The sequence below is a fragment of the Wolbachia endosymbiont (group B) of Parapoynx stratiotata genome (assembly GCF_947250635.1).
In the GTDB taxonomy this organism is placed as follows: Bacteria; Pseudomonadota; Alphaproteobacteria; order Rickettsiales; family Anaplasmataceae; genus Wolbachia.
Genome location: NZ_OX366335.1, coordinates 883,406 through 900,827, shown reverse-complemented (window position 1 = coordinate 900,827; position 17,422 = coordinate 883,406). Strand labels below are relative to the sequence as shown.

Below are 17,422 nucleotides of genomic sequence, written 5' to 3'. Positions count from 1 at the left end.
AATAAAATGTAAATCAATATACCTGTTGGTTAGCTGAAGTTCTTGATCAATAGTTTCGCTTTCGTATTATCCAATGAATCACCGTAAGTGACTGCCTTAAGATAAAACTTTCTCCCTTTTTGCACTTCAAAAGAAATTATTGAATGATCAAGTAGAATAAATTTTTCACCTGTGGTGTGTTCATATTTCTTAGTACCTTCTTGGCCTCTAATTAGGTCGATAAGCTGATATTTATTCTTACCTATGAGCTTTGCTCTTTCGAATTTTATTACCTCTTTTCCAACCAGCGCTAACACAGTTGGACTCATGACGTCTATCTTACCAAAACGCAGTACTACTGTAATTCCCTCATCGGTAAATTCGATTACATATCCGTAAGTAGATTGTATATTTGCGCTCGCGATGGGCTTATAATTTTTATCATCATACGAAATAAAGAGCGTTGCTCCTTTCCAACTTTCCTCTTCACTAATTAAAGTAAAGCTTGCGATATTATCTTTAATATACGGTAAATCTATCATTTCTACGATAGATTTACTGATGTGAGAAGGAGGGTATTCTTTAAGCATAAGTGATCTTGTTGAAGGAAAGGAGAGCTTGTATATAGAGGGATCATAACCAACTCCCATTACTTGAATGGACATGCTTTCAAACTTTGTTTTTATAATTCTCATCGTATGTCTTTTCTCGCCATCTGAAATTGCTATGACATCACTTGGTAAAAGCCATGCATATTTTATCGGTAGCTTAAAGTTGTATATATTTCTCTCTTGCCACGCAGAATAAAGTAAAACTTCAGCTATATTTTGCGCCTCCCCTTCCTCCATAATGAGCGGTATTGGAACTGTTGCAGCATTGCCCTGCTTTGGCAGTTCAGCATATTTCACATCAATTGGATAGCCAAAATTGCGGTTAAAATAAACAACATTGACTTTACTATTTAAATCTAGCTGACTAATATTAACAAGTTTTGCAACGTTATTGGTAACCATCTCGCCAATTGGTATTTCAGTTTTCACTCCCCTGCCCTTTTGAATAAATTTCAGTTTTGAGTTCTGTTCAACCACATCAAAAAAATAGCACCTTCGCAGCATTTTAATAATTGAGCGTACGGGTTGCTGATCATTTATTACATACCCAGATAGTAATCCTTTAACATCACTTGTATCAAACTGATCGCCTTTGAGACCTACCTTTTGCAACAGATCAGACAAAACATCGGAAACATTAAGTTGTGAAATTTTTCCCTGAATCCAGTGCCCTGTTTGCCAATTATGGCAGTCAGTCCACATATCACACAAGTTGGGAAAATAAGGAAATGGCCTTGCATCCCACGCCCAGAGGAACATTTTCTCCACCATTTCTGAGCTTTGCCACTTTTTTAATGTTCCTTCGATCGCAGTTTTCTGCGAAAGAAAGCTCACCTCTCCGTTTGAGTATCGTGGATATTTACTCTCTATACTACCTTTATCAACAAACACATTGGGCTCATTAGTGCAGCCGTTCATACTGGGAAATCCATATTCGGTAAACCATATTTTCTTCATTTTTGGTTGCCATTTTGTTTTACTACCACCTGGATTTACATGAACTTCACTCCACCATTTCTCGATATTTTTCCACGCATATTCGCTGTCATTATACTTTATTTTCTCAGGATCACTTTTTGAGTAATCGTAAAAATAATCATACCCTACCCCACTGCTCCAACCACCCGTTACATCTTTCGCGGAATAGCCAAAAGGAGGTTCTGGGCCATCGGTGAGTGGAAAGTAAGCATCTATGCCAATAACATCGATGAACTGTGAAGACCATAGTTCATCCATATTATACCAACCATCATATGAATGATACTCACTCCAATCGGCAGCGTAAGTTACGTTTACTTCTTTTCCAAGCTGAAATTTTACTTGCTTTGCAACTTTAACTAGCTCTGCTACTGCAGGATAGTGACCCTCTACATCTTTCACTCTGGTGAGCTGCGCAAATTCAGACCCGATTATAAACCCTTCCACTTTAGTTTGTTTGGCAATGCTCGTGTAATGCTCTATGAATTTGCTATACTGATTCTCAAAAAAATCACTTATATCCTGAGGAGTACCGCTCAATTTTCCTCGCCACTCTTTGTTTTTTGTGTCAAGCAAGAGCATTGGATAGAGCATCACCTTATAACCTCTGCTACGCAGCTCTTCTATATATCTTATTAGTGCTGCATCGCTAACTGTACCACCATATCTTGGATTGCCATGATTATCTTTTGAAATGAGCTGGGCATTATCCCTGGTTATATTTCCCACTTGCCAATCATCAGGCACTATAGCAGAATCATCTTGAAATTCAACTGCAGGATATATTTTACAATCTTTGATATTCAAACTGCTTGCAAACCAATTAACCACTACCGATGCCCATTCAACATTTGGTAAACTTTCCTTCAATTGGTCCAAAGAAAGCATAGCATCGCTCTTTTTTGTGTGATTATTGTGATTTACTCTTTGTGCCGGTCCATAGGGAATATATTGACTACTGCTTATTTTTTCTCGTGCAATTTTCTTCTGTATTTTCGTATCATACACAAACTCCCCTGAACCTGGTATGATATTGATATTTTTAATGTTTTCTGCTACTGAAAATCCACTGAGCTTCAGTGCAGTTTGCACTTCAAATGTAAACACCGGAACACGATTACTATAGTCTGCCAAAGGGAAATTTTTGATGACTATGTAAGATATTCCTCTATAAGCTGGTACATTCTTCTCACCTTCTATTGATAACATAAACGGATCAGGGTTTTGGTCTTCTCTGCCGTGGTAAAAAGTATAATCTATTTGGTCAAAGCTAAGCGATTTTATATCCGCCCAGATTCGATTTAATTTTTCTACTTTCCCCTTGCAAATTGCAATTGCGAGTGTTGCATAGTAGTTATATGTAATATTTATACCTCTTCCTGTTTTATTTTGAGTGGTTATCGCCTCCTCTTTTATTGGCTGTGACCAAATAATGTTTCCAGCAATGCGAGCAGTGCCATAGATAATTGGAATTGTTTTGCCATAAGTTGAGGTTTGAACTTGCAGATTTTTCAGCCTCGCCCCATGCGTTATCTTTTGCTCGGCATCAAGACCAAATATTGCATTATCAAGCTGTGCACCAAGCAGAGCACCGAGTTCTGAGCCAACAATCTGGCCAATTGGCCCAAAAATACTGCCCGCTTTACTTAAAATTGATGATAAAATTATTGTAGACATAATATTCTCCTTTTTAATAGATTGTTTTGAATTTTTGAAAGAAGATCCCAGACTGGGATGAAATTGGGACCTACTATATAGTAGTGTCATGCGACTGGTATCCAGGAAAAAAAGGATGTCATCCGAGTACTGGGATCCAGCCTTTCTTACCAACAAAAAACTTGGCATAACTTACGTGCTCAAAAAATTCCTGGATTCCAGTACTGGAATGACACCCTTTTAGAAGTTCAATGACCCTTCTGGATAAAAACTATTGTCAAGCACTGGAATGACATGATTCGACTTGCATGGCGTCATCCCAGACTGTGTAGTAATTCTCTTCATTCCTCGATTTGCCGCTTACTTCCTCGAGAAGATACATCACTCAATGAAGAGCTTACTGATGAACTTCTAGATAAGCTTCTAGATAAGCTTCTAGATGAGAATGAGCTTCCAGAAGACCCCTCGTTTTTAGTTTTACTGTTACGATGTTTCTTATCTGGCTCATCTTTTATGTTATGTTCCTTCTTGAAATTTTTACATAAAGTGGAAAAAGGAGTACTTTTGCCTTTACTTTTCATTTTTTCCCTCTCCTTTTCTATATACTTGGCTAAACCAATCAGATTTGCTGGTGAAAAACCATTAGTATTATTTACAATAGTTTCAATATCTCTCTGGCTTAATTCTTTTAGATATTCTTTTAGTATCCCCCTACGTATACTTTCTTTCTCTAGCCCAGGAATCTCAATTTTTCTCAAGCGCTCATGCCTAACTAGTGTTTCATCTAAATCATTCGCACAATTAGTTGTGGCAATTACTATATTTTCTTCAAGAAAGGTTTTATTCAATTTATCGAGTAAATGAGTTAAAGATTCTACATTCTTGTTCTTACCACTCTTGCGATCTAGACCAATGCCGTCAATCTCTTCCATAATAATTATACAAGGAGTGTTTTTTCTTGCCCTCTCAAAAACTTGATCTATATTCGATATATTACATAAGGAAGATGCAGAAATACGTATAACAGCAAATTGAGATTTAATTTCATTCGCAATCGCTTCACAAATACTACTCTTACCAGTCCCTCCTTTACCATTTAAGAGATATCCTCCGCTTTTTGATTTACAAATCTCTCTCAAATTTTCTTTTATGTCACTTGGTAATATAATATCACTAAATGTTGTATTCCATCCTCTTTCTTCACCTTTTGCATAAAATGCTATATTCAACTTTACTTCTACTTCATTTTTTGTTGCAGGACTATTAATTAACCTTGCAGAAAGATCACTAACCTCTTTTTTTAACCCATTCACTTCATCTTTCGTTACAAAATTCTCTGAAATTCTATGAACTTTTTCTTCTAGACCACTAAACCCGTATTTATTTTCTTTATCCTTTCCATCTTCTAATTCTTCTTTAATTGGAGTTAGCTTATTTTCTTCTTTCCTTAACCCTTTATTCGGCTCTTCGACTTCAGCTTTCGAGTTTTCTTGAGATTTTTTATTTTGTTTAATCATTTTATATGAAAACACAATTACTACTGCAGAAAGCGCAAATAAAATAAAAATAACAGGGGGAGCTATATTTAAAGCTGCAACTGAAGATAAAAATGCAACGTAAGGAGCTACAGCAAAAACTCCAGATGTAATTAATGTAAGGGAAGCAATAGCACCAGCTATAAAAAAAGTTATATTAGCTCTATTAGACATATTTTAGCTTATAAACAGTTAATTTATAAATAATACATTTAAAGAGTACAAGCTTTTCATAGTAAAGCAAGACTAACTTAAGGCATCCTTAATCAATCTATGATCGAGGTATTATGCAGTATTAAGATATAAGATGGTATGTTGTATTTTTAATTCAGTGTTCTTTTTCTATCATTCCAGGGTACTGGAATGATAAATGCTATGATAAGAAATTCAATAACTTAAAGTAGGTAATTAAAGCCTCTAATTAAGATCTAAATCTATAGTTATTATAAGCAACACTAAAGAAGTGCGGAAGTAAAAAGTTACGAAAGAGCATTATGTATAAGTATGCTTTGTAGATTCACATTTTGCCACCCTTCTGTTAAGCTTTGCCTCCCTTCCATTACGTTTTGTCGCTCTTTTATTTCTTTTATTTCGTTATCGAATTTTGACATTAGATATTTAGCATAACCAGATGTTAATGATGTTGATGCAGATACAGCTATTGCTGCCGTAACAGATGTTAATGTAATTTCCATTGTCTCGGTTATAAAAAGCGTCGATGTTACAAAATTCCCTAACATGGCAACTAAGCCACCAACAACTACACTACCTTGAACTACTTTATTTTTTAAAAACCCTTTTATACTCTCTACCGTATCTTCTTGGTGATTTATAATGGCATAATACAAAGGAGTTTTCTTCAAACTATCTTTTTCATAAACATCTGCACCTCTGTCTAGTAGAGCATCTACTATCTCTAAATAGCCATTTTTAGCAGCATAATGCAAAGGAGTACTACCATTTCTATCTTTTACATGAACACTTGCGCCTTCAGCTAACAGAGCATCTACTACCTCTACATGGTTACTTAAAGTAGCATAATGCAAAGGAGTACTACCACTTCTGTCTTTTACATTAACATCAGCACCTTTTTTTAGTAGAGCATTTACTACACCTACACATCGACTATAAACGGCATGATGCAAAGCAGTCTCTCTATTTTCACCTTCTACATGAACATCCGCATGCCTATCTAATAAAACATTCACTAAATCCTTACAGCCAGCTGCTGCAGCTGCAATTAATAATGTAAATTCGGCATCAGGATCACTTTGGATGAATGTATGATTTATACTAAAATTTTTATTTTCCCACTCTTGATACGCTATTGTATCTTCCCTTCGCAATACCTCTTTTATTTTATTAATTACGTTATCTTTATTTACACTTGCATCTTTATCAATTGCACTTAATATCTTTTTCAGATTTTCAAAATCCATCTTTACCTCCTATAACTTTACGTTGCAGTTACTACACAATTACAAACAAAAGTAAACACATTTTTGGAAATTATTTAGAAAAAGAATCCATTAAAAAAGTCAGTGATTTGCAATAAATAACTGATCTATTTAATTGAAAGAAATATGTGATGTAACTATAGTCATTATAAACAACAATAGAAAAAACACGGAAGTAAAAAATTTATATTGATCTTATCATATTTATTATTAGCATAATTATAAACATGGGAAAGCAAATACAAGTCAACTTATCTAAAAAAAATAGTGAGGGGGTCTTATCTGGCGCAAAATGGATGGCCAACCTTAGTGAAAATTATTTTGCATCATTGAATAATAACAGCATTAAACCAGCCAGCTCTATAAGAAAACTAATAGAGGCTTTTTTACTTGTTCCAATTATTACATCCAGTGCTATTACACTAGCATGTACCTATTTTTTTCTGAATGCAGTGAGTATTCAAAAATATGATTGCAGCTTTGAATAAGGGAAAAATTATGGCGCCTATGATTTTTGAAGGCTATTGCGATACAGACGTTTTTAATAGCTAGTTCAAGCTTTTTGCTGGGTGATTTTGGATAATGCAACTTTTCATAGAAAATAAGTGAATTTGTTAAAAGTGTCGGTGCTGAAGTTATATATCTGCCTCCATATTCTCCTGATTTTAATCAAACCATTGGTTTGTTATAAAAAATTTAGCCAGAAAGAATATTCAGCTATTCGAACTATTAGAAAAAGAGCTATAATTATAGACTCCGTATACACTATAACTAGACTTTTTTTTAAGAGGAATGATACAGAAGTTAGTACTAAGACACTAAACAGTTTTCAAAAATGAAAATTATACCTTAAAGCTGATTTTCATACAGTTCTTGCAAGCGATAGCACTCTCACTTCTCTTGCACCAGAGTTTAAAATTTCCTGAGAGCAAGACCTTGCGGTTGCGCCAGTTGTTACTACATCATCAACCAATATCACGATTTTGTTTTTGATAATTTCGCTGTTACTTACTTTAAAAGTATTTTTCAAATTTTTTTCACGCTGTTTAAGTGAAAGACCAGCTTGAGGTTTGGTGTGACGAATACGTTTTATTGCAAATGGTGTATAAGATAAATTAGATAACTTACTTAATTCCTTCGCGAGCAATGCTGCTTGATTATATTTACGTTTAAATAAGCGTATTTTATGTAGCGGTATGGGAACTATGACCTCTGCATTTTGAAATATGTCTTTGTTAGTTGTGTACATCCACTTTGCATAGACTTTCACATAATTTAAATTATCAAAAAATTTAAAATTTATAATCATATTTTTGCTATGTTCATCATAAGCAAAAACTGATCTTAATACTTTAAATGGTGAAGGGTTACTGATGCATTTACCACATGTATCAATGTTATCTGGAATTACTACACCACAAACATTACAGTAATGCTTAGTTAAAAAATTGATTTTTTTATTGCATTCACTACATAAATCATAACTTTTATCAATTATACGTTCACAACTTACGCATACGTTTGGAAATATGAGATCTGTAGCTTTTTTTAATAAGAGAAGATTCATGAATTAAATATGTTATGTATACCTTTTAAAATGCTCCTCATAACCTAATTATTAAGAAATAGTCGATACTTGATCCAATAAATATGTTTTAAGATACTTGCCTGTAACGCTTTTTGGAGTCTGTGCAACTTTTTCTGGAGTTCCTACAGCAACCACTTCGCCACCTTTTACTCCACCCTCTGGACCAATATCTATTATGTAATCAGCAGTTTTTATAACATGTAAATTGTGCTCAATAACTATAACAGTATTTCCTAAATCAACTAGCCTATGGAGTATTTTCAGTAAATTATTTACATCTTCAAAATGTAACCCAGTTGTTGGCTCATCGAGAATATACAATGTTTTCCCGGTAAATCGCTTTGATAGTTCCTTAGACAGCTTTATTCGTTGTGCTTCACCCCCGGACAACGTTGTTGACGACTGTCCAAGAGTTATATAGCCAAGCCCTACTTCCTGTAAAGAAATCAACTTTTCCTTTATCATTGGAAGATTTTCAAAAAAGTCACATGCTTGATCTATTGTCATATCAAGCACATCAGAAATTGATTTTCCCTTGTAAGTAACTTCCAATGTTTCTCGGTTATACCTCTGTCCTCTACATTGCTCACATTTCACATAAACGTCCGGTAGGAAATGCATCTCGATCTTTAAATGCCCATCACCTTTACAAGCTTCACATCTTCCTCCCTTGGTATTAAATGAAAATCGGCCTATATTGTAACCTCGTGCCTTCGACTCTGGGAGACCTGCAAACCAATTTCTGATGTGAGTAAACATACCAACATATGTTGCTGGATTTGATGCTGGGGTCCTACCAATTGGCGATTGATCAACTTCTATAATTTTATCTATATACTCAAGGCCTTCTATTTTGTCGCATTGACCATGCCTTGCAGATGAATGATTTATCTTGTGTGCTGAGTATTTATATAATGTTTCTATCACTAAACTTGATTTCCCTCCTCCTGATATTCCAGTAACACAAATAAAATTCCCTATAGGAAATTCAACATTTATATTTTTTAAGTTGTTCTCACAAGCATTAACTACCTTTATGAACTGAGTTGTTTGCTTTCTTCTTTTTGAAATTGAAATTTCCTTCTTTCCACTTAAATACTGTCCTGTTATGCTTTCTGAATTTTTTTGTACCTGATCTGGTGTTCCTTCTGCAACGATTTTTCCTCCATTCACGCCAGCTCCAGGACCAATATCAATCACATAATCAGCAGCCATTATTGTGTCTTCATCATGTTCAACAACAATCACAGTATTACCCATGTCTCTCAGATTTTTAAGTGTGGTAATTAATCGATCATTATCACATTGATGAAGGCCAATTGAGGGCTCATCAAGCACGTATAGCACTCCTGTTAAACCAGAGCCAATTTGCGAAGCAAGCCTGATCCTCTGGCTTTCACCACCAGAGAGAGTGCTAGATTCACGGTCAAGTGTAAGGTAATTTAGCCCTACATTCTTTAAAAATGTCAGCCTTTTGATTATTTCGTTTAATATTTTATTTGAAATTTGCCTTTGTTGTTCTGTAAGTTTGTCTGATAAATTTCCAAACCACTTAAGGGATTCATCGATGCTGAGCCTTGATATTTCACCTATATGTTTTTCGTCAATTTTCACTGTAAGTGCTTCTTTTCTCAATCTATAGCCAGCACATTCTTTGCAGTCAGTAACAGAACAATACCTATCAATAAGTGATGCATCGTAATCCATCTGGCGTTCTAGGATACTGACCAAACCTTGAAATTTCATTTCTCTAGAGCCAAAAAGTATTAAATCCTTCACTTTTTGGTCTATATTCTTCCACGGAACATCAAGGCTAAATTTGCAATTTTCAGCCAGTGATAGAATTGCATTTTTTAGCAATCCATAGTTTGTATGCACTTGACGGAACATTGATCCAATTGGCTTTAAAGCACCTTCAGATATCGAGAGCGTTTCGTCTGGCACTATTAGCTTTGCATCAACACTTAGTTTTTTACCGAGCCCACTGCATGAACTGCATGCACCGTAGGGGCTGTTAAAAGAAAACAATCTTGGCTCTATTTCTTCAAGAGTAAAGCCAGACTCAGGACATGCAAAATTCTCTGAGAAAGTTAAAGTTTGACCATTTTTATACTCGGAATTGTGGTTATCAGGTAAGTTCACTATTTCTGCATACATTAAGCCATGGCCCAGCCTCAATGCTGATTCTATACTGCCTGGTAGTCGATTTCCTATATCATCTGACATGGAGATTCTATCTGCAATAACAAAAATATCATGTTTCTTGTTTTTGTCGAGTTTAGGCAAGTCATCTATATTGTATGTTTCACCATCTATTTTTAGTCTCACGTAACCCTGCTTTTTAATTTCCAATATCTCTTTGAAGTGCTCTCCTTTTCTGCCACGCACAATAGGAGCAAGTGTATATATTTTAGTTTCTAAAGGTAATGCTATAATAGTATCTACAATTTGAGATACAGCCTGTTTCGTTATTGGCAACCCAGTTACAGGCGAATAAGGTATTCCCACTCGTGCATATATCAAACGTACATAATCGTAAATTTCAGTAACGGTTCCAACAGTTGATCTTGGATTTTTTGAGATCGACTTTTGATTAATTGATATTGCAGGAGAGAGGCCTGTGATTGACTCAACATCTGGTTTATCTTGAATATTAAGAAATTGACGTGCATAAGCCGATAGACTTTCGACGTATCGGCGTTGGCCTTCTGCATAAATCGTATCGAATGCAAGGCTAGACTTACCAGAACCACTTAGTCCAGTTATAACAACTAACTTATTTTTTGGTATATTGACATCAATACCCTGCAAATTATGCTCTCTTGCACCTTTAACTCTGATCATACTTCATGTACCTTTGACCATTACAGCCTCAAAATACATAAACTCACAACAACTTGCTACTAATTTTTTCAACTGTTATGGAAAACGAAGTAGCATAACTAGTGCAAAACATTTTGCCACACAACTATATGAACATCTGTTTTCGCCAAGTTAGTTCGTACAACAAATGGTGTCATAAAAGTATGTTTTCTACAATCTCATCAAAAACATGCTTACCAATTTTTGGAAACAGGAAATTTTATTTTATATAAAATATAGAATTTTGATAAATTTAACTTTTTTGTGAGATTATGCAGTGATAAAAATAAATTGAGAGGGAAAGGTTATGGCAATAGAGAAGGAGAAGTTTTTTGAAATAATAAATGAGGTAAGTAAAAGTGGAGGTTTGGATGAAGATAATTTACTTGAAAGAATAAAGAATGAGTTAAAAGGAAAAGATGCAGGAGAGTACAACAAGTTTAGTAAAAATTTTAGTAAAGAACATCAATTTAGTATAAAATTTTCAGAAGAAGCTGCAGAAGATTGGACGTTGTTACATCTTGCTGCAGCATGCAACAATCTTTCGATAGCGGAATTTCTAATGAAAAAGAAAGCAAGTGTTAGCGCTCGAGTAAAAGATGGTTCTAAAAATGATGGGCTAACTGCTTTGCATATTGCTGCTTCTTGTGGACATGAAAGCATGGTAAAACAACTACTAAGTGATGATCGAGTTAATCCTTCATTAAAAAGCAAAAATAAGACTCCAAGGGAGGTGGTTGGTAATATAGAAAATAAAGAAGCTATAGTAAAAATGTTAAAGGAAGCAGAACAAAATTTTTGTACAAAGCATGAGAAAAAAACTGCTGCACCAGCAGATGTTATAAATCCTGTGAAACAATATGATACCATACGTAGTGGTGCACAGGCTCCTGTTACGTGCGAAAGTAGTGACAGTGTAGTAAGTGAGCAAGACTTACGTGTTAGTGTTAAGAATATGGTAGAAAAATTTGAGTCACCGCAAAGAAAAAGTGCTACATGTAGTGGTAAACAGACTCCTATTGACGAAAGCGTTAGTAGTGACGACAACGGTTTAGCACTTGAAACTACGTTTGATACTTCTTCCTACTCCGAAATAAATTACGACGGGGCAGCTAATGAAGTTGATAACCAAACTTTAGAAAGCCTGCAAACTCAAGTTCAGTTGAAAGATAGCCAAATTCGGAAGTTAGAAAAGCCAGGTAAAGAATTAAAACATGTTGAGAAAGAACTAGAAAAATCAAAGAGTGACGTAGCTGGACATGAGAATAGGTTAGAAGTACTTGATAAACTAAGTGAAGAGAATCAATCACTAAAACAACAAATACAAGATCTAAAAAGTAAAAATACAACACTTAATAGTGAATTAAGCAAAACCAAAGCAAATAAAGTATTACTAGAAAAAACAGAAAAAGCACAACTGTCTTTCTTAAAAATTGCTTCTGTAAACTTTGCAATCATGTTGACAGTAGGTGTTGCCTTTAGTATAGCCTTCCAATTACCAATTCTATTGATGATTGCAATTTCTGTGATGTCTTCATTGATAGTCGGTGGAGTTACATACGCACTATCACCGCAACCTACTGAATTAAAAGAAGTAAGTATTCAATGCTCAATGCAACATGATGCTTGTAAAACTTAACTTGTGCGCTTCCTGGTAATTTTGATATAGTTATTTCAGTTGAAATTTACAGATTTACAAATGGCAAGCTTAAGTGTAAGAGAAGCGTTATGCACGGCAATCAGAGAAGAAATGCAAAATGACCCTGATGTATTTATCATGGGTGAAGAGGTTGCAGAGTATGATGGTGCTTATAAAGTAACAAAAGGATTACTGAAAGAGTTCGGAGAAAATAGAGTAGTTGATACACCTATTACCGAACATGGATTTGTTGGTCTTGCTGTTGGAGCAGCATTTGCTGGACTTAGGCCAATAGTGGAGTTTATGACTTTTAATTTTTCTATGCAGGCTATCGACCAAATTGTGAATTCCGCAACAAAAACAAATTATATGTCGGGTGGACAACTTGGATGCCCTATAGTATTTCGTGGACCAAATGGAGCTGCAGCAAGAGTTGCAGCACAACATTCTCAGTGCTTTGCATCTTGGTATTCGCATGTTCCAGGGTTGAAAGTAATAGCACCTTACTTTGCCTCCGATTGCAGAGGTCTGCTTAAAGCTGCAATTCGTGACCCTAATCCTGTAATATTTCTAGAAAACGAGATCGCTTATGGACATGAGCATGAAGTTCCTGACTCTGAGCTATCAAATAAAGATTATCTACTTGAGATAGGCAAAGCTGCTGTTATACGGGAAGGAAAGGATGTAACTATCACTGCTTTTTCATTGAAACTAATGGATGCGTTAAATGCAGCAGATTTACTCTCTAGTGAAGGAATAGAAGCTGAAGTTATCGACCTCAGAACCTTAAGACCACTTGACACTGAAACAGTTATTAACTCTATTAAGAAGACCAATAGATTAGTAAGCATAGAAGAGGGTTGGCCATTTGCAGGAATAGGAGCAGAACTCTCAGCCATGGTTATGGAACAAGGATTTGACTACCTTGACGCTCCGGTTGTACGGGTAACCGGCAAGGATGTCCCCTTACCTTATGCTGCAAACCTAGAAAAGAAAGCATTACCACAAGTGGAAGATATAGTTGAAGCTGTGCACCAAGTCTGCTTTAGAAAGAAATAGTCCTATTGACTCTTTTTTTTATCTCCCGTTCCACATTCTTCCATAAAAGAGGCATTTGTAGAGTTTATACCACCCATTACTTTTATGACAATAGTTTTAGCGCCAAAAAACACAGCGCAAAATACACCGAGGGCGAAAAGAGCAGGCCACGGCATTCTACCAAATATTGCAAGTAAAGCTGCTCCTATTATCACTACGGTCATAAGCGGTCCACCTATTCCCCAAACGTAGCCAATAATATTACATATTACTTGAGCAGTTGTATCGTCATTAGAGTTAGCAGCACTTCCAACATGAGAAAAAGAAATAAATAATACTATAAGTAGAATACAAAAAACCTTTCTAATTGTAGGGTTCATCCCTATACCTTAAGTTTAAATATTATAATTATATCTAAAATAGTATAATTTTCAGTAAAACTAGCATTGTGATTTATACAATATTGCATAGCAAATGATGTCTATTGGTTATCAATCACTGTCAATTACTTGAGAGCTTATTTCGACTTTCGAAAAAGAGCAATAACACCCATGAGTAAAATTTCACATTACCACTTTTATGTGTTATGATAAGCTTAAATTTATAAAGAAAATAAAATTGAAAGAATTGAGAGAGAACCGGATAGCAAGAACGAGAAAGTTTTTATCTTCACTGTTTTTTTTGCTACTAATTGCGCTATCAATACGTAGTTTTTTATTTGAGCCATTTCATATTCCTTCTGGTTCAATGAAAAGCACTCTACTTGAGGGAGATTATATTTTTACTAGTAAATATTCATATGGTTATAGTAAACACTCTTTTCCATTTTCTCCAAACATCTTTAGCGGTAGAATCTTTTATACCCCTCCGGAGCGTGGTGATATAATAGTTTTCAAGCCTACAAGAAATGACAGCATTAGATTTGTTAAGCGGGTAATAGGAATACCGGGCGATAAAGTGCAAATGATAGAGGGGGAGTTATATTTAAATGATCAGAAAGTAAAGCGAAGACAAATTGAAAATTTTTTTGATTATGAGTCAAAGCGTAATATAGCAAGATACATCGAAACACTCCCGAGCGGCAAGGAGCATGAAATTCTAATAGATAATCTTTCTAATAAGTTATCATACAATACTCCAGTTTATTATGTGCCTGATGATCAATTTTTTGTTATGGGAGACAATAGAAATAATTCTTTTGATAGCAGGTTTTCTGAAATTGGGTTAATACCAACTGAAAATATAGTTGGACGCGTAAGCATGGTTGGTTTATCGTTTAAATTAGGCAAAGTTGATTGGTTACCATTTAATTTTAGGTTACCTATTGCTCTGAGATTTGACAGGGTACTTCACAAAGTTGTATGAACTCTATCTGTCTGCTGATTCGCATAATTCTAAAGCAGAGTTTTCTAACTCAGAGATAGCATTATTAATGTTGTCTAAGTCATTTTCCTGTAAAGCGTCTTTTGCGTTCTGTAGTAAAATTTTTAACTTTTGCTCAGTGGAAACATTTTCAACTAGATGTATGAGCTTGTTACCGTTAATTTTAGCCTCTGCAAGGGAACGAGCCTTCATGTCTTCATCAAAGTTACTTACTGACTGATTGACCATATCTTGAATATCTTCTTCACTTAAGCCAGAGCTTGAATTTATTTCAACTGTCTGTTCGACTCCAGTAGTTTTTTCTCTTGCAGTGACAGTCAATATTCCATCAATGCTAACTGTAAATCCTATTTCAACTTTTGCAGAACCTGCAGGCAATTGTGGTATACCTTTGAGTTCAAATCGTGCTAGAGATTTATTATCTTTTATCATTTCACGTTCTCCTTGACAAACGTGAATTTTCATTGCTGTTTGCCCGTTAGCGTAAGTTGTAAACTCTTTTATTTCTGAAACTGGTAGTGGTGTATTTCTTGGTATAATTTTTTCAACTATTCCCCCCATAGTTTCTATGCCAAGTGATAAAGGCAGCACATCAAGGAGAATATTCCTATCTTTTGAGTTTGAAGTTAAATAATGAGCCTGCAAAGCTGCCCCATTGGCAACTGCTTTGTCCGGATCCACATCATTCAGCACTTTATTGCCAAAGAGTTTGATTAGTGAATTTTGCACTAATGGCACTCTAGTTGCGCCACCAACTAAAATTACCCCTTTTATATCATCGATTTTAAGATCTATGTTGCTTATAGTACGAGTAACTATATTTATAGTCTTATTAACCAAAGGACTGATTGCTTGCTCGAATTCTTCTTTGGTAATTTTGCACTTAAATAATTCACCATTGATGCTGAATTCAAAAGTGCCAGAGGTATCTTCACTTAGGTACTCTTTTATAGCACGTATATTGCAGATACCAGTTTTAGTGTATGAATGTTGTAATTTGTAGGTAGTTGTATCAGATGGTGTCATTCCAGTGCTTGACACTGGAATCCAGTTCTTATTATATAACTTTCTGGTGTGTTCACTTGCAATCAAACTTTCTGGATCCCAGACTGGGATGACACTAGAGCATTTTTTATTTAAACCTACCTGTTCTCTATACTTTTCAAGCACGATTAAACTAAGTAGATGATCAAAATCATCACCACCAAGTTTAGTATCACCACCAACTGCAAGAACTTGAAACACTCCTTGATGTAATTTTAATATTGAAATGTCAAATGTTCCACCACCGAGGTCATAAACTGCATATATGCCACTGTTATTGTTCTTTCCAATGGAGTAAGAAAGTGCTGCAGCGGTTGGTTCATTAATGAGGCGAAGAACATCTATGCCAGCTAATTTTGCTGCATATTTGGTTGCGTTACGTGCTGAATCATCAAAATAAGCTGGTACAGTAATCACTGCTTTGTTAACTTTCATCCCTGTGAATTTTTTTACCCTCTTGCATAGAGTTTTGAGTATCTCAGCAGAGATCTCAATAGGAGTGAGATACTTTTCTTCTGAGCATTTTACCCTAATAACTTTTTCACTTTCGTTATCTATTTCACAATTGATACCTTCTTTATGCAAGTCTTTAACACTTTTACCCATTAAGCGTTTTATAGAGCAGATAGCGTTTTCGCCAACATCGTAGCCTACTTTTAGTACATCCTTTTCATATGAAATGACAGAAGGTAATAGTTCACGACCTTGCTCATCTTTAAATATTTCTACATTGCCAGCTTTATTTACCATGGCAATTAAAGAGTTAGTAGTTCCAAGATCTATACCAAAAACTACCTCATTTGAACTTGGTTCAGAAATTTGAACTGGCCGCATTTTCCTTCATCTCCTCAAATGACTTATATAAATATCTCAATCTAAAAACTTGCGTAGCAGCTTCATCAAAATTTTTTGTAGCAAAAGCATTAATTAGGTTTTTAGTACAATCTTTTACCTTTTCATCAATCATCCTACTTGCAAATTGTAAATCATCGCAGTCTAGAAAGTATTCTCTTATTTCCATTGATTCATTTAATATTTCAGGATCAAGATGCTCTTTTTTGCTTTGTACGTCAAAAAGATCCAACAAATGTTCGGCACGCTTTAGCGGTGACTTCAGTACCTGATAAGCTTTGTTGATACTTTCCATATTTTTGGACTCTCTTTCATTTATATCAGTTTTGCTTAGCTCAATATATTTTTTCTCCAGCTCATCAAAGCTGATGTTAAAAGCCGGTTCAATTCCAAATAATGTGAAATGGTTGCTAGACATGAAAACTCTCTCCACAACCACATTTTCCTTTCTCATTAGGATTTTTGAAAATAAAACCTGATGAGAATTTTTCCTCTACATAATCCATTTCAGAGCCAAGGATAAACATGATAGATTTTGGATCGATCAGCACCTTGACTTTTTGATCATCACTGCAGCTTTCTTCAATTACCGACTCCAAAGGACGAACATCATATGCATATTCAATATCATATTTTAAACCAGAGCATCCTTTTTGCTTAATTAGAACTCTTATTCCTATTGCTTCTTCAAGGTTAGCATGCTTCTTTTTGTCCAATAAAAACCTTACCCTCTCTACTGCATTTGCAGTTAGAGTGATAGGTTTTTTAACAGAATTTACTCCTTGAAATTCACTCATGTT

The 17,422-nt window shown here is 35.1% G+C and carries 13 protein-coding genes and 1 pseudogene; 5 read left to right on the top strand and 9 right to left on the bottom strand.

What is annotated here, in order from left to right; all coding sequences use genetic code 11:
* Positions 1 to 29: 29 nt before the first annotated feature.
* From OOT12_RS04050 to OOT12_RS04040, 3 genes are all read right to left on the bottom strand, one after another.
* Positions 30 to 3,245 (bottom strand): glycoside hydrolase/phage tail family protein, encoded by a 3,216-nt coding sequence (locus OOT12_RS04050; protein WP_264375336.1) that lies wholly within the window; start codon positions 3,243 to 3,245, stop codon positions 30 to 32.
* A 320-nt stretch (positions 3,246 to 3,565) separates the two neighbouring features.
* Complete coding sequence (locus OOT12_RS04045; RefSeq protein ID WP_264685171.1) at positions 3,566 to 4,933, bottom strand: AAA family ATPase; 1,368 nt, start codon at positions 4,931 to 4,933, stop codon at positions 3,566 to 3,568.
* Between the two features lie 305 nt (positions 4,934 to 5,238).
* Positions 5,239 to 6,198, bottom strand: coding sequence for an ankyrin repeat domain-containing protein (locus tag OOT12_RS04040; RefSeq protein ID WP_264376432.1), 960 nt, complete (start codon positions 6,196 to 6,198; stop codon positions 5,239 to 5,241).
* 245 nt (positions 6,199 to 6,443) lie between these two features.
* On the opposite strand from OOT12_RS04040, the gene OOT12_RS04035 reads away from it, so the two are divergent.
* Positions 6,444 to 6,704 carry a hypothetical protein gene (locus tag OOT12_RS04035; RefSeq protein WP_264377293.1) on the top strand — a complete coding sequence of 87 codons (261 nt, stop codon included), beginning with the start codon at positions 6,444 to 6,446 and terminating at the stop codon, positions 6,702 to 6,704.
* Positions 6,682 to 6,963 (top strand): annotated as a pseudogene (locus OOT12_RS04030) (transposase); the annotation flags it as partial. The gene OOT12_RS04035 and the pseudogene OOT12_RS04030, both read left to right, overlap by 23 nt.
* Before the next feature lie 115 nt (positions 6,964 to 7,078).
* Here the strand turns inward: OOT12_RS04030 and OOT12_RS04025 are convergent.
* Both OOT12_RS04025 and uvrA read right to left on the bottom strand, forming a co-directional pair.
* On the bottom strand, positions 7,079 to 7,783 hold the full coding sequence (locus OOT12_RS04025; protein ID WP_264375339.1) for a ComF family protein: 705 nt from the start codon (positions 7,781 to 7,783) through the stop codon (positions 7,079 to 7,081).
* A 51-nt stretch (positions 7,784 to 7,834) separates the two neighbouring features.
* Complete coding sequence (gene uvrA, locus OOT12_RS04020; protein ID WP_264376433.1) at positions 7,835 to 10,648, bottom strand: excinuclease ABC subunit UvrA; 2,814 nt, start codon at positions 10,646 to 10,648, stop codon at positions 7,835 to 7,837.
* Positions 10,649 to 10,973: 325 nt separating this feature from the next.
* On the opposite strand from uvrA, the gene OOT12_RS04015 reads away from it, so the two are divergent.
* Together OOT12_RS04015 and OOT12_RS04010 are read left to right on the top strand one after the other, a co-directional pair.
* The gene (locus tag OOT12_RS04015; protein ID WP_264685170.1) at positions 10,974 to 12,305 is read left to right on the top strand and encodes an ankyrin repeat domain-containing protein; all 1,332 of its coding nucleotides are present in this window, start codon (positions 10,974 to 10,976) and stop codon (positions 12,303 to 12,305) included.
* A 60-nt stretch (positions 12,306 to 12,365) separates the two neighbouring features.
* Positions 12,366 to 13,364 (top strand): pyruvate dehydrogenase complex E1 component subunit beta, encoded by a 999-nt coding sequence (locus tag OOT12_RS04010; protein ID WP_264375341.1) that lies wholly within the window; start codon positions 12,366 to 12,368, stop codon positions 13,362 to 13,364.
* 2 nt (positions 13,365 to 13,366) lie between these two features.
* Here OOT12_RS04010 and OOT12_RS04005 read toward each other — a convergent pair whose 3' ends face one another.
* The gene (locus OOT12_RS04005) at positions 13,367 to 13,723 is read right to left on the bottom strand and encodes a TrbC/VirB2 family protein (protein WP_007302624.1); all 357 of its coding nucleotides are present in this window, start codon (positions 13,721 to 13,723) and stop codon (positions 13,367 to 13,369) included.
* A gap of 199 nt (positions 13,724 to 13,922) precedes the next feature.
* On the opposite strand from OOT12_RS04005, the gene lepB reads away from it, so the two are divergent.
* Positions 13,923 to 14,708, top strand: coding sequence for a signal peptidase I (lepB, locus tag OOT12_RS04000; protein WP_264375342.1), 786 nt, complete (start codon positions 13,923 to 13,925; stop codon positions 14,706 to 14,708).
* 3 nt (positions 14,709 to 14,711) lie between these two features.
* Here lepB and OOT12_RS03995 read toward each other — a convergent pair whose 3' ends face one another.
* From OOT12_RS03995 to OOT12_RS03985, 3 genes are read right to left on the bottom strand one after another with little or no spacing between them, the layout of a single operon-like run.
* On the bottom strand, positions 14,712 to 16,604 hold the full coding sequence (locus OOT12_RS03995; protein WP_264375343.1) for an Hsp70 family protein: 1,893 nt from the start codon (positions 16,602 to 16,604) through the stop codon (positions 14,712 to 14,714).
* A complete protein-coding gene (locus OOT12_RS03990; protein WP_264375344.1) occupies positions 16,582 to 17,040 on the bottom strand; it encodes an iron-sulfur cluster co-chaperone HscB C-terminal domain-containing protein in 459 nt (152 codons plus the stop codon). Before OOT12_RS03990 ends, OOT12_RS03995 begins: the two co-directional genes overlap by 23 nt.
* Complete coding sequence (locus OOT12_RS03985) at positions 17,033 to 17,419, bottom strand: HesB/IscA family protein (protein WP_006012614.1); 387 nt, start codon at positions 17,417 to 17,419, stop codon at positions 17,033 to 17,035. The genes OOT12_RS03990 and OOT12_RS03985 overlap by 8 nt, the downstream gene beginning before the upstream one ends.
* Positions 17,420 to 17,422: the final 3 nt, after the last annotated feature.